This is a genomic window from Paenibacillus mellifer (assembly GCF_023195895.1).
Classification (GTDB): domain Bacteria; phylum Bacillota; class Bacilli; order Paenibacillales; family Paenibacillaceae; genus Fontibacillus; species Fontibacillus mellifer.
The window spans coordinates 56622-70663 of sequence record NZ_JALPRK010000011.1 but is presented as its reverse complement, the minus strand read 5'-3'; the positions used below and the strand labels follow the sequence as shown (position 1 = coordinate 70663).

Here is a 14042-nt window from a genome sequence, read left to right as displayed (position 1 = left end):
ATCACTATCCTTCGATCCATAGACTGTTAATTTTAAAGGTAAAATACACTGTCAACCTGAGAAAGGAAGGGGTTACTAATGAATTCCTGCGCCTGCCACGCCAGAGATACGGCTAATGCTCCGTCCTGTCTGGCACATGTTCCCGTCTTTGCGCAGCTGCGCGAAGCGGAAGTCGAGCTGCTTCATTCCGTGATGCGGACCTCCCAGTACCCCAAGGGCGAGACCATCTTCCGTGAAGGCGATCTCTCGGATGCGCTGTTTGTGGTCAACCGCGGAATCATTAAGCTGACCAAGCTGGAAGACAACGGCAAGGAACATATCATTCGGTTGCTGTTTCCCGGAGATTTTTTCGGCCAGTTCGCCTTGCTGCAGGAGAAACCCCATTATGCCAGCGCTATCGCAGCCGATACGACAGGCGTCTGTCGAATTCACCGCAGCGATTTCCTCGATATCTTACGCCGTGATCCAGATACCGCTGCCCGCTTTATGACCGCACTCAGTGCACAGCTGGAGGAGGCCGATGCTTGGGCTGCCGTGCTGACCTTGCTTGAGGCCGATCGGCGTTTAGCCAAAATGCTGTTATATTTCCGGCGCAAAGCCGCACCGAATTCCCGGGAATTCACCTTGCCTGTATCCAAAAAAGAACTCGCCGGCTTGATCGGCGCCACGCCGGAAACGCTCAGCCGCAAGCTGCGTCAGTTAAGCGATGACGGAGTGCTCACCGTTTCTCGGCGGCAGCTGCTTCTCCGTGATGAGGCGGCGCTTCGCCACCTGGCTGGGGAAGCTTGAACGCACAGTTGTAACCAGGACGGTTCGCGAGCAGATGCCCCCTCTGTCCGGAGCTTTGCACGATTATCCCGTTTGATCAGCTCACTGCGAACAGACAAGACTGATGGAGGAGAGACGACACTCCACACTCCACACTCCACCTCCCACGTACCTTAACAAAAGGGATAATGATGCAAAGGAGCCATAAAGGCACACCCGGACCTGGGTTCGGTCTCGGCCCCTCGCGCCGCCCGCGGTCCGGGCGCGAGGAGTGCACGTCCAATAACAAACGCCCCCGCACATGCGGGGGCGTTTGTTATCAATCAACAGTTTTATACTGCTTCTGGCTCGAAGCCGCCTTTGGTGAATTGGCTGTTGTACAAATCGGCATAGAAACCGCCAAGTGCCAGCAGTTCCTCATGTGAACCTTTCTCGATCACGGTTCCGTGGTTCATTACGAGAATGAGATCGGCGTCCCGAATCGTCGACAACCGGTGGGCAATGACAAAGCTCGTTCTGCCCTTCATCAGCACGTTCATCGCCTTCTGGATATGCACCTCGGTCCGGGTATCGACGCTGCTCGTGGCTTCATCAAGAATTAAGATCGCCGGATCGGCAAGGATGGCGCGGGCAATCGTCAGTAATTGCTTCTGTCCTTGCGAGATGTTCGACGCCTCCTCGTTGAGGACCGTGTTATACCCGCCCGGCAACGTACGGATAAAGTGGTCGGCGTAAGCCGTTTTAGCGGCGCGCACAACTTCCTCTTCCGTTGCACCTTCGCGGCCGTAGGCGATATTATCCCGGATCGTGCCGTTAAACAGCCACGTATCCTGCAATACCATGCCGAACAAGCTGCGCAGGTCGCCGCGTTTCATCTCGGCGATGTTGATGCCATCCACCGTGACCGATCCGCCGTTCACCTCGTAGAAGCGCATTAGCAGGTTGATCAGCGTCGTTTTGCCGGCGCCGGTTGGCCCGACGATGGCGATTGTTTGACCCTTTTTCACGTCAATGTTCATGTCTTCGATCAGCAGATGCTCCGGATCGTAGCCGAACTGGACATGATTGAACGCCACATCGCCGCGAGGTTGTTCCAATACAACTGGATTCGCCGTTTCCGGCACCTGTTCTTCCTCATCCAGGATTTCAAACACCCGCTCCGCTGAAGCGACGGTGGACTGGATGATGTTGGCGATGTTCGCCGTTTGTGTGATCGGCATCGTAAATTGACGGGAATATTGGATAAACGCCTGCACATCGCCGATTTCGATCGTTTTCTTGGTCACGAGAATCCCGCCGACCACCGAAACGAGTACATATCCGATGTTCCCGATAAAGCTCATGATTGGCATGATGACACCGGAGATGAATTGTGCCTTCCAACCCGCCTCATACAGCCGTTCGTTAATATTGTCGAACTGCTCCAATGACTTCTTCTCGCGGCCAAACGCCTTGATAATCTTGTGACCCGTGTACATTTCCTCCACATGACCGTTTAGCTGGCCGAGTTCCTTTTGCTGGCGGACGAATTGTTTCTGCGACCGTTTGGCAATCGAGGTGATCGCCACGATGCTCAGCGGCAGCGTCAGTACCGCGATCAAGGTCATCAGCGGGCTGATGGACAACATCATCGCGATAACGCCAATGATCGTCAGGATCGACGTGATCAGCTGGGTTAAGCTTTGCTGCAGAGTGCCGGCGATGTTGTCGACGTCATTGGTGACCCGGCTCAAGATTTCCCCGTGCGTCCGGGCGTCGAAGTATTTCAGCGGCAGCTTATTCAGCTTGGCATTGACGTCCTTCCTCAGGTCATAAACCGTCTTCTGGGCAACGCCGGCCATCAAATACTGTTGGACATACCCGAACAACGCGCTTAGTACATATAAGCCAACCAGAATCATGATAATCTGCCAGACATACTGGAAGTCAATTTCCGCGCCGGGAACACCCTGAAACTTAGCCACGATCCCTTCGAAAAGTTTGGTGGTCGCTTTCCCCATCACCTTCGGGCTGAAGATGCTGAATAAGGTGCTCAAAATGGCCATGACCAATACCGCGGCCAACTGAACCTTATGCGGTCTTAAGTATCGGATTAACCGTTTTAAGGTTCCTTTGAAATCCTTCGCTTTCTCCACCGGCATCCCCATACCAGGACCTCCAGGTCCGCCTGGACCGCCATGCCCTCGGCGAGGGCCGCCGAGTCCGCGTTTCTTCTCGGTTTGCTCTTGACTCATGCGATCTCCTCCTCCGAAAGCTGTGAATAGACGATTTCTTTATAGACGTCGCAAGTCTCCATCAGTTCTTGATGGGTGCCAATTCCGGCGATTTGGCTATCGTTCATCACGATAATTTGATCGGCATCAAGCACGGTACTCACACGTTGCGCAACGATGATAACGGTAGATTCCTTTGTTTCCTGCTTCAAAGCTGCCCGCAGCTTCGCATCGGTCTTGAAGTCGAGCGCCGAGAAGCTGTCGTCAAAGATATAAACTTCCGCAGGCCGGACCAGCGCGCGAGCAATCGATAGCCGCTGCTTCTGTCCGCCGGACACATTGGTACCGCCTTGAGCGATGGGCGACTCGAAGCCCTGCTCCATCTTGCCGATGAAGTCGCTCGCTTGGGCGATCTCCGCTGCGCGGCGTACTTCCTCATCAGAAGCATCCTCTTTCCCATAGCGGATGTTCTCGCTGATCGTTCCGGAGAAGAGCACCGCCATTTGCGGAACAAAGCCAATTTTGTTACGCAGTTCCTCCTGCGTCAGCTCGCGAACGTCCACTCCGTCAACCCGTACGCTGCCTTCCTGCACGTCGTAGAACCGCGGGATCAAGCTGATCATCGTGGATTTCCCAGAACCCGTCCCGCCGATGATAGCTGTCACTTGGCCCGGCCTGGCGGTAAACGAAATATCCTGAACGGCCGGCTGCTCCGCACCCGGATAGCTGAAGGAGACGTTTTGGAACTCAACGAGTCCTTTGGATTCCGTTGCTTGGCTGCTCACTGTCGAATCCTTAATCACCGGCACCATGTCCAGCACCTCGTTGATCCGGATGGCCGAAGCCGACGCCCGCGGTATCATCACGAACATCATCGACACCATCACCAGCGAGAACATGATTTGCATCGCGTATTGCAGGAACGCCATCAGGTCACCGACCTGCATATCCCCAGCGTCAATCCGCAATCCGCCGTACCAGATGATCGCCACGGAAGACAAGTTCATGACCAGCATCATAATCGGCATCATAAAAGCCATAACTTTGTTCACTTTGATCGACGTATCCGTCAAGTCAAGGTTCGCTCCGTCGAATCGTTTGCTTTCATAATCGGTCCGATTAAACGATCGAATGACGCGAATCCCGGTCAAGCTTTCGCGCATGACGAGATTCAATTTGTCGATTTTCTTCTGGATCGCTTTAAATAAAGGCAACCCTTTGCGTGCGATCAGGAAGATCGCCCCAGCTAAGACCGGCAAGATGACCACCAACACCAGAGACAGCGTCGCATCCTTGGAAACGGCCATAATAATGCCGCCCAAACACATCATCGGCGCCATGACCATCATGCGCAGAATCATAATCAATACTTGCTGCACCTGCGTAATATCGTTGGTTGTGCGGGTGATCAGCGAAGCGGTGCCAATCGTATCAAATTCCTCTAACGAGAAGTTCGAGACATGCTTGAACACCTTGCCGCGTAAGAGCTTCCCAAAGCCGGTTGCAGCTCTTGACGAGAAGTAGCTGGCTGCGATCGAACAGGCCATCCCACCCAGCGCGACCAACAGCATGAGCCCGCCGATGCGCCAGATGTACGGCGTATCTCCGTTCACTACCCCTTTGTCTACGATGTCCGCCATCAACGTTGGTAAGTACAGCTCAGATAACGTCTGGAAGAAGACGAAGATAAGCACCGCGGCCACAAGCCAGCGGTATGGTTTCAAATTGCGGAAAAGTTTAATCAATTCCCATCAACTCCACTTGTTCTATTCATTGAACTACTCTTGGCTTTTGTCTGTATTAAGTTTTATATCCACGTAATCATACACCTGCTCCAACAGCTCAATGAGCTGCCCGCTCTTCTCTTCGCCTAGAAACTCAACTAGTCCCTGGATTTGGGCCGAACGTTTCTTGGCCGTCTTCTTGACATGGTCCAGCCCTTGCCCCGTCAGCTTAACTCGAACCGCCCGGCGGTCCTCCTTATCGTTGTAACGCAGGACCAGTCCGCGCTCCTCCAGACTGCGAACGAGCGGCGTGACGGTTGGAGAAGCAACCTCCATCATCGCGCTGAGTTCTGACACGGTTACCCCACGTTCATCCTTCTCCATGCCATGTAAGATGTAAAACATCAATCTGACTTCGCTAGGTTTAAACTCCGACGGCGTCAGTTTGCTGAGATCAAGCCTCCGAAAGCGGTGAAAAGCCTTCAGCAGCCGTTGCGCCTGCGGGTTATCACCGGTGAACAAACCAATCCCTCCCTATTTATTTTCATTGTTTAATAATTAGTGCCACTATTAATTTGCATGCCTAATTATAAGAGCCTGCAAATGCGAAGTCAAGCGCCGTCAAAGTTCAGACAAATAAGGCAAAAAAAGACCGTACGTCGGGGCATATCGCCCACCTGTAACGGTCTAGATTTTAGGGTTGTGGAGATGCTTGTTCCGGTTTCAGCTCATATAAGCTTTTAAATTCGTATCCCTGCCGTCGTGCCTCGTCGATGATCGCTCCGAGGGCCGCTGCATTATCCTTGGAAACGGAATGCAGGAGGATGACCGCGCCGGGATGCAACTGGGATACCACCTTCTGGTAGGCATAATCGGACCCGCGCTGGTCGTTGACATCCCAATCCTTATATGCGACGGACCAGAAAACGTTCGTATACCCAAGCGCCTTCGTCACGCGTAACGTCCGGTCGCTAAAGATCCCGCGGGGCGGGCGCAGATAATCCATCTTGGACTGTCCCGTCACCTGGGTGGTCGCGCTTTTTACCTTCTCCAGCTCCTCCCGGATCTGCGTGTCGGATATCGTTGTCATATCCGGGTGGCTCCAGGAGTGATTCCCGATCAAGTGGCCCTCTGCAACCATGCGCTTAAGCAGCTCCGGCTGGTCCTTGATATAGTGGCCCGTGACAAAGAAGATTGCCGGGACCTTCTTCACCTTTAACGTATCGAGAATTGGAGCGGTAAAACCATTCTCATAGCCGTTATCGAACGTCAGGAACAATTCCTTGCGCGAGGGATCTGCGAGGAAGATCGCGCCGTTTTTGTCGATGATGTCTTTGAAACCTTCCTCGTTAATTGAGGGAAGCTGGCCGCCAACGCTTTTTTTGAATCCGAAATGGTGAGCAACGTCCGCTTGAGCTGACGCGATGGGAATCCCCGTTCCGAGCAGCAGACTGGCCAGCAATGCACAAATTACGGCAAACTTCACAGCTGTCTCTCCTTCGTAGCTTATAGGGTGATGCAAATTTCGACATGCCCCTTTATGATCCGCTAAATTCCCGGGAAATATTCAGCCGTCATCCAGCGTCGTTTACTTCGAAAGTTCGCTGTGTTTGTACCCGTAAGCAAAGTAAACGATGAGTCCGATGGCCATCCAAATCAGGAAAGCGATCCAGGTCACCGCCGGCAGGCTGATCAGCAGATACCCACAGGTCAGCACGGCCAGCGCCGGAATCCATGGCACTAATGGAACTTTAAACGACCGTTCCAGATCCGGACGAGCCTTGCGCAAAATAATGATGCCCAGCGATACCGAAATGAACGCGAACAAAGTCCCGATGCTGACGAGATCGGCCAGCTTACGCAGCGGGATCAATCCGGCGAATATCGCTACAACCACGCCGGTCGCCCAGGTGCTGTTTGTCGGTACGCCGGTTTTCGAATTGAGCCGGGCGAGCGGCTTCGGCAATAGTCCGTCGCGTCCGATGGCGTATAGCAGACGCGTCTGCCCAAACAAAAGCACGAACAACACGGTCGTGATTCCAACAATCGCTCCTAGAGAAATAAAACCGGCCACCCAATTCTGGTTGATATATTGCAAGGCAAAGGCAACCGGATTCTTCACGTTTAATTCGGCATATGGTACGATCCCGGTCAGCACAGCCGTCACAAGCACGTACAGCAGGGAACACACGACTAAAGACCATAAAATCCCGCGAGGCAAATCCTTTTGCGGATTCTTCACTTCTTCCGCAGCGGTGGCCACTGCATCGAACCCGATATAGGACAGGAACGCCGTCGCCGCCCCGGTCACAACTCCACTGAATCCATACGGCATGAATGGCGTCCAATTGCCCGGCTTGACGTAAAACGCACCCACCACGATAAAGAGGAGGATGACCGCGATTTTTACGATAACCATAATCGAATTCAGTCGCGAAGACTCCTTGGAACCGCGGGACACGATAAACGTCAACACCAGCACGATCAAGATCGCCGGGACGTCGACATAGGTGCCGTTCGCCGGATCAAAGGCGCTGCTAAGCGCGGTTGGCAACTTAACTCCTATACCGGCGATCAAACCTTGGAAATATCCCGACCATCCGCTCGCCACCATTGAAGCGGCAAAACCGTATTCCAGGATCAGGTCCCATCCGAGGATCCAGGCAATCAGCTCGCCAAAGGTGGCGTAACTGTAGGTGTAGGCACTCCCCGACACAGGAACCATGGAGGCGAATTCGGCATAACACAACGCGCAGAAGGCGCAGACGACGCCGGCCAGAATGAAGGATAGGATCAGGCCCGGACCGGCATGTTGGGCGGCAGCCACTCCGGTCAGTACGAAAATCCCCGTACCCACGATACAGCCGATGCCCAGCATAGCCAGGTCAAAGACGCCCAACTCCTTTTTCATACCTCCGCCGGATCCGGCCTTTTGTTTCTCTAGTAACATGGAAGCGATCGATTTTTTTCGCAGCAAACTCATTAAGCTTTGTCCCCTAATCTACAATTTATGAATCATTTCGCTATTATAGGCAGGCTCCACCGGTTGCACAAGTAGTCTGGTGTCCCATTGTTTGTCAGAACTCAGACAATTTGGTTATTTTTAACCAATATGTGGCCTCAACACTTCCTGAGCAAACCGAATCCATTCGCGGGTGGCAAAAGACTGATACCGATCGTCACGCCATACGATGCCAAGCTTCCAAGGGATTACCGGCTTCACGAGTGGGATGATCCGCACGCCTTCATCGTCGATCTCACGACAAATTGTTTCCGGCAGCAGCGTGATGCCAAGGCCGACGGCCACCATCTCACTGATCAAGTCCCACTGGGAGCTCTCGTAGATGACATGAGGCTGAAAGCCGGCTTTCGCACATTCTCCGATGATGCGGTCATGCAGTGTAAAGTCCTCGCGGAACAACACAAATCCATCCTGGGAGAGCTCGGCCAAATCCGCCGATTCCCGCGCTGCAAGCGGATGGGAAGGATGTACGACCAGATTCAACTTCTCCTCGACAAAAGGAAAACAGCTAAGCTCCGCTTCCACCGTTGGCAGCACGACTACCCCTACATCCAGTAGTCCGCCGGCGACGTCCTGTTCCACTTTCTTGGCCCCGTCCTCAAACAGCTGAATCGTAATATCGGGATACCGTTGATGGAATTCTCCAATTACCTTCGGAAAAAAACTCGCACCCACCATCGGCGGAAGCCCGATGCGAAGATGTCCTTTCTTCAAATTGCGCAAATCGTCGAGCTCCGCGGTCAGATTCTGGAAGGAGGTCACGATTTGCTGGGCTTGCGTGGCGATGATTCGTCCGGCGTCGGTCAGTTCGATCTTTTTGCCAACCCGGTCGAATAACACAACCCCGAGTTCCTCCTCCATCGCTTTGATCGTTTTGCTGATGGTCGGTTGGGTGATATACATTACTTCGGCGGCCTTGGTGAAGCTTCGTTGCCGGGCAACTTCAATTAGAACCTGCATTTGCCTAATATCCAACAGCCTGCGCTCCTTTAATTCGTTTTATCTATAACCAAATGGAATGCTTCTCATTCAGTATATTCATTTTACTCATGAAAACAATCGGTGTAAGATTTCATTACCAACCAAAAACAGAAAGGAGCTGCTCATATGAAAAAGATGAAAGAGATTGGCATTGGGATCCTTCAGATCGCCATTCTGTTCTTCGTTTCAATGGCCCTGAACAAGGTCGCGGAGCTGCTCCATTTACCGATTCCAGGTTCGATTCTAGGGATTGCCGTTTTGTTTACTCTATTGAAAACAGGCGTCGTCAAGCTGAACTGGATCGAACGTGGCGCGAACTGGCTGCTGGCCGAGCTGCTGCTGTTCTTTGTTCCTTCCGCCGTCGGCGTTATGCAATATATCCCATTGCTCGAAAGCGAAGGCTTCCGAATCATGATCGTTGTCATCCTTAGCACTGTCATCGTTATGATTTGTTCCGGGCTGATCGCCTCACGTATCGAAAAACGAAAGGAGGGCCGAATCTCATGATCATTGCAGGCCTACTTTGTTTAGCTACTACCCTGTTCATTTACGGTTTATCGAAACGGTTGTATCGGATTCGGCCAAAGGTCTACTTGTCCCCTCTGCTGATCACCCCGTTGGTTCTCGTCATCGGCTTGCTGTGGGCGCAAATTCCCTATGAAACCTATCATACCGGCGGCAAATGGCTGAGCAGCATGCTGCAGCCGGCCACGATCGCCTTTGCGATTCCGTTGTACAAATACTACAATGTGCTGAAAAAACACGCTGTGGAAATTCTCATTAGCGTGCTGAGCGGCTCCGTGGTTGCCATGTTCTCCTCGGCGTTCTTGGCCGAATGGCTGCACCTGGATGATCAGCTCATCACCAGCTTGATTCCTCGTTCCGTCACGACGCCGATTGCCATGAACGTATCCCAGGTCATCGGCGGCGTACCGAATATCACCGCCGTATTCGTTATTCTGACCGGCTTGCTTGGCGCCATGCTGGGGCCGCTGGTCATGAAGTTGTTCCGCATCGAAGGGGAAGTCGCTCGAGGCGTACTGTTCGGCACCAGCGCTCACGGGACGGGAACGTCCAAAGCGTTCGAACTAAGCTCTTTAACCGGGACGATCTCCAGCATCTCTATGATCTTGGCTGCCTTGTTTACATTAGGAGTTGCTCCCATGCTTATTGCGGTTCTGCACTTTTAAGCTTCCAGGTTCGACATCTTATTCCTATCTTTGTGGTTCCTCCTAATTTTTCATATAGCGTTACTTTGGGCTCCGCTCCGGCGGGGCCGCTTTTTTTGTCGATACCTGGGCGGAAATGTCATTGCCGCTCCTACTATTCTATTATATGATTAATTAGTTATGATTCTCGCTTGAGAGAGGTGCCAGTAGTCTTGCTTTTTAATTCCTACGAATTCATTTTTGTGTTTTGGCCGATCTCGTTTATCGTTTATTTCCTGTTAAACCGGCTATGCCCGCCCGTATTCGGTAAGTTGTGGCTCGCCGCGGCCTCGCTGTTCTTCTACAGCTATTGGAGCATCAAGTCGCTGCCGCTGATTCTGGCGTCGATCGCCTTCAACTATGTGATGGGACGATCGATCAGCCATTCCGCTGACAAGCCGATTCGGCTGCGGAAGCTGCTGTTGACCCTCGGCATCACCGGCAACGTACTGCTGCTGGGCTATTACAAGTATGCCGATTTTTTCATTACAAATATCAATTCGCTGTTCGCTTCGCATATTAACCTGCTGGAACTGGCACTGCCGCTGGGGATCAGCTTCTTCACCTTCACGCAAATCGCATACCTCGTCGATGCCTACCGCGGCAAGGCGAAGGAATACAGCATCGTCAGTTATGTCTTGTTCGTCACGTTTTATCCGCACCTGATCGCCGGCCCGATTCTACACCATAAGGAAATGATGCCCCAATTCGACCGGCCTCGGAGCAAAGTGATCATCCCGGGCAACGTAGCCCGCGGCTTCTTTGTTTTTTGTGTCGGGCTGTTTAAGAAGGTCGTGATCGCCGACACACTGGCCCCTATTGCCACCCAGGGTTTTGATGTTTCGACGCATCTCGGATTTGTCGAAGCGTGGATCACTTCCTTGGCTTATACCTTCCAGCTGTATTTCGATTTCAGCGGATATTCGGACATGGCCATCGGGATCGCGTTGCTGTTTAACATTAAATTGCCGATCAACTTCAATTCACCCTATAAAGCCGTGAGCATCAAGGATTTCTGGAGCCGTTGGCATATGACGTTAAGCCGGTTCCTGAAGGATTATATCTATATCCCGCTTGGCGGAAACCGCAAGGGGAAATTCCGAACTTATTTCAACCTGGTGGCGACCTTCCTGATCGGCGGCTTTTGGCATGGCGCGGGTTGGACGTTTATCATGTGGGGCTTGATGCATGGCGTCGCCCAGGTTATCCAGCGATTATGGCAAAAGACAGGGGTTGCCCTGCCGCGCTGGTGCGGCTGGTTAATCACCTTCTTGTTCATCAACTTCACCTGGGTATTCTTCCGAGCGACCTCTTGGGACGATGCGCTTAAGGTCTTGCGCGGCATGATCAGCATCGGAGAAATCCACGTGTCCCTGACATTGGCCGGTCAAGTGCTGTTGATCCTCGCTGCCTTCGCCCTGGCGATGTTCGCACGTAATTCGATGGAACTCAAGTTAAAGTTCAAACCGAATTTACGTTATGCCGCTTTTATCGCCGGATTGTTCGTATTCTCGATCCTGTATTTCAACCAGGTCAGCGAATTTTTGTATTTTACGTTCTAATTTTTGACGTTGGCAAAAGGAGAAATCCCCTTGAAAAATATTCGTTTCGTCATCTGGTTTATGGCCTTTGTCCTGTTGTTTACGGTCCTGGTCGGCTCGTTCGTTTACGCCGTCGATCCGTTGCAGCTGTACCGGAAGGCCTCCTACTCGCCGCTCTTTACCAAGCAGCAGCGATATCAAAACCCGGGTTTGGCCAAAAGTTACGCTTATGACACCATCATTCTCGGCAGCTCCATGACGGAGAACTTCGTTCCTTCGGAAGTAGGCGAGCTACTTGGCGGCAAGGTCATGAAGCTGTCGATGGAGGGCTCTACCGCCAAGGAACAGCGGATGATCGCCGATGTTGCAGTAGGCACCGGTCAGGTTAAGAAGGTGCTTTGGGGGATCGACTATTTCTCGTTCCGGGACAATGCGGTGCGGGACGAGGCGAATTTCCCGTTTTATTTGTACGACGATAAGGTCTGGAACGATTATAAATATCTGCTCAATGTGTCCGATGTTAAGCATGCCCTCGGCGCATTGCTCCTGCCAAAGGATCAAATGCCCCAACTGCGTAACCTCGATCTGCTGAACAATTGGGATGCCTCCGCCAACTATGGTCCGGCTCAGGTGTACGCCAAGTGGCAGGAAGCCAGATTGTCAGAGCAGTTGACGGCAGATTACGAGCCCGCTTTGGAGGTCGTAAAACAAAATTTCGAGGAAAATACGATGAGCTTCATCGAAGCGCATCCAGACATCGAATTCATCATCTATTATCCTCCTTATTCGGTATTACGCCAGCAGATGTGGTATAGCTTGAACCCTGAGCGCTTCGACAACCAGCTGGAGATGAAGAAGTACATGTACGAGCGATTTAGCGCCTATGACAATGTCCGGGTGTATGACTTCCAGAGCGATAGTACGATCACTTACGATCTGGACGAATACAAGGACTTGTCGCACCACTCCGCCGCGATCAATCGCCGGATCGTTGAAGAAATCGCCGACGGCACCCATCAGGTCACCGCGGCAAACGTGGAGTTAAACAACCGACTGCTGCAAGAACAGGTGCAAAGTCTCGTGATCAATGAGGACGGCCCGGTGTATTCTGTAGTCGTCAACGTGAACGGCCAGGAGGTCACTTTCAGTGAACTGCCGCCCGCCGATGACGATCAAGTCCGCGTACCGCTTAAGGACTTCGCTTTGGCAGCCGGCATCGAGTTCAACTACGACGCCGCCAATAAGACCGCTAGTTTAACCCGAGGCGACCGGGAGGTCAAGGTCGCGGTTGGTGCAGACATGGCCACCGTCAACGGCACCGAGACGCCATTAGAGACGCCTACGAAGATCTACAACGGTCGCTTGACCGGTCCGTTGCTCCAAATCATTCATCTGCTGCAAGGGGATGTTGAGGTGGACCAATCGGAACAGGAATCGTATATCGTAACGTACAACATTACGTTGGAATAAAGTGAACGAACCCCCTCGCCAGATGGCGAGGGGGTTCGTTTTGTGCGTTGTGAAAGTTGCATGGGGAATAGTCGCCTGCTCCCGCTGTAAAAATTTTCTTTACTCGCCCATCGATACCGGATTCCCCGTCCGAGCCGACTCTAAAGCGGCACAGGTAATCCGTTGCGTTTTCACGGCATCGGCATAATCAGACAATATCCGCGAGGTGTCGCCGGTACGCAGGGCATGGATAAACGCCTCGGTTTCAGCCACGTAGGGATTATCCTGTCCGGTGTAGGCCGTCTTGGTGCCCGGCACATGGATTTCTAGCCGCTCCGGACTCCAGGCCAGAATGCCTGAATCCGTATATAAATGCAGACCTACTTCGGATACACCACCCGGCAAGATGCACGTATTGGAGATCGTGGCGACCGCTCCGCTTTGGAGTTTCATGGTGACGGTACCGACGTCCGGCACGGTCACGTTATCAAAGTGTTCCTGTACTACGCGATTTCCGTAGGCGGCATAAACCTCCGTGACCTCTCCTGCCGTATAGCGAAGCAGGTCCACGATATGGGTCGTCTGCTCTACGAACTGCCCGCCTGAACCCTCTTGGCTTCGCCACCAGGCTACCTGCGGCATATCACCCATCCATGCCCCCAGCGCCATACCAATCGTCCGGCCTTCCAGTGACTCCTTTAGTCTTCGAATCGATTCTTTATAACGAAAATGATAGCCTACCGCATGGACCAGCGGCTTCTGTTCCAAACGCGCGAGAATCCCTTGCGGCGTATCCAGATCCGCGGCAAGCGGCTTTTCCACGAAGAAGGGAATTCCTCGTTCGATCAACTCGGCTTCGATGTCCCCATGCGCCATCGGAGGGATACAGAGATAAACGGCATCCAGCTTCTGCGAGTCCAGCATATCCGTTAAGCTGCCAAACCCGATCGCTCCCGGATAACGGTCGGCTAAGGCCTGAGCTTTGGCGGCCGTCGTGCCGGTAACGCCCGTTACTCGAATGCCGTCCATACCTGCCAAGATGTCACCATGCACCTTGCTGAACCATCCTGTACCAACGATTCCGATCTGCAATGTCATGTAAAAACCTCCTTGGATTCAAAAATACGAAGTCGATC

The 14042-nt window shown here is 52.7% G+C and carries 12 protein-coding genes; 5 read left to right on the top strand and 7 right to left on the bottom strand.

The window, feature by feature from the left end:
- Window positions 1-78: 78 nt before the first annotated feature.
- A complete protein-coding gene (locus M0651_RS13325; RefSeq protein WP_248552238.1) occupies window positions 79-789 on the top strand; it encodes a Crp/Fnr family transcriptional regulator in 711 nt (236 codons plus the stop codon).
- Between the two features lie 311 nt (window positions 790-1100).
- Here M0651_RS13325 and M0651_RS13320 read toward each other — a convergent pair whose 3' ends face one another.
- The 6 genes from M0651_RS13320 to cidR all read right to left on the bottom strand — a co-directional run bounded on the left by M0651_RS13320 (window position 1101) and on the right by cidR (window position 8702).
- Window positions 1101-3002 (bottom strand): ABC transporter ATP-binding protein, encoded by a 1902-nt coding sequence (locus tag M0651_RS13320; RefSeq protein ID WP_282577906.1) that lies wholly within the window; start codon window positions 3000-3002, stop codon window positions 1101-1103.
- Complete coding sequence (locus M0651_RS13315; RefSeq protein WP_248552237.1) at window positions 2999-4726, bottom strand: ABC transporter ATP-binding protein; 1728 nt, start codon at window positions 4724-4726, stop codon at window positions 2999-3001. The genes M0651_RS13320 and M0651_RS13315 overlap by 4 nt, the downstream gene beginning before the upstream one ends.
- A 33-nt stretch (window positions 4727-4759) precedes the next feature.
- Window positions 4760-5227, bottom strand: coding sequence for a MarR family winged helix-turn-helix transcriptional regulator (locus tag M0651_RS13310; protein WP_248552236.1), 468 nt, complete (start codon window positions 5225-5227; stop codon window positions 4760-4762).
- A gap of 172 nt (window positions 5228-5399) precedes the next feature.
- Window positions 5400-6191 (bottom strand): delta-lactam-biosynthetic de-N-acetylase, encoded by a 792-nt coding sequence (gene pdaA / locus M0651_RS13305; RefSeq protein WP_248552235.1) that lies wholly within the window; start codon window positions 6189-6191, stop codon window positions 5400-5402.
- A 102-nt stretch (window positions 6192-6293) separates the two neighbouring features.
- Window positions 6294-7688: a branched-chain amino acid transporter BcaP gene (gene bcaP, locus M0651_RS13300; protein ID WP_248552234.1), complete on the bottom strand. Its 1395-nt coding sequence runs from the start codon at window positions 7686-7688 to the stop codon at window positions 6294-6296.
- A 120-nt stretch (window positions 7689-7808) separates the two neighbouring features.
- The gene (gene cidR, locus M0651_RS13295; protein ID WP_248552233.1) at window positions 7809-8702 is read right to left on the bottom strand and encodes a cidABC operon transcriptional activator CidR; all 894 of its coding nucleotides are present in this window, start codon (window positions 8700-8702) and stop codon (window positions 7809-7811) included.
- 141 nt (window positions 8703-8843) lie between these two features.
- Here cidR and M0651_RS13290 point away from each other — a divergent pair, with 141 nt between their 5' ends.
- The 4 genes from M0651_RS13290 to M0651_RS13275 all read left to right on the top strand — a co-directional run bounded on the left by M0651_RS13290 (window position 8844) and on the right by M0651_RS13275 (window position 12927).
- A complete protein-coding gene (locus M0651_RS13290; protein ID WP_372490957.1) occupies window positions 8844-9215 on the top strand; it encodes a CidA/LrgA family protein in 372 nt (123 codons plus the stop codon).
- Window positions 9216-9217: 2 nt separating this feature from the next.
- Window positions 9218-9898 carry a CidB/LrgB family autolysis modulator gene (locus M0651_RS13285; RefSeq protein WP_248552318.1) on the top strand — a complete coding sequence of 227 codons (681 nt, stop codon included), beginning with the start codon at window positions 9218-9220 and terminating at the stop codon, window positions 9896-9898.
- 191 nt (window positions 9899-10089) lie between these two features.
- Window positions 10090-11478 carry an MBOAT family O-acyltransferase gene (locus M0651_RS13280; RefSeq protein WP_248552231.1) on the top strand — a complete coding sequence of 463 codons (1389 nt, stop codon included), beginning with the start codon at window positions 10090-10092 and terminating at the stop codon, window positions 11476-11478.
- A 30-nt stretch (window positions 11479-11508) separates the two neighbouring features.
- Window positions 11509-12927: a copper amine oxidase N-terminal domain-containing protein gene (locus M0651_RS13275; protein WP_248552230.1), complete on the top strand. Its 1419-nt coding sequence runs from the start codon at window positions 11509-11511 to the stop codon at window positions 12925-12927.
- A gap of 99 nt (window positions 12928-13026) precedes the next feature.
- Here M0651_RS13275 and M0651_RS13270 read toward each other — a convergent pair whose 3' ends face one another.
- The gene (locus M0651_RS13270) at window positions 13027-14004 is read right to left on the bottom strand and encodes a Gfo/Idh/MocA family protein (protein WP_248552229.1); all 978 of its coding nucleotides are present in this window, start codon (window positions 14002-14004) and stop codon (window positions 13027-13029) included.
- Window positions 14005-14042: the final 38 nt, after the last annotated feature.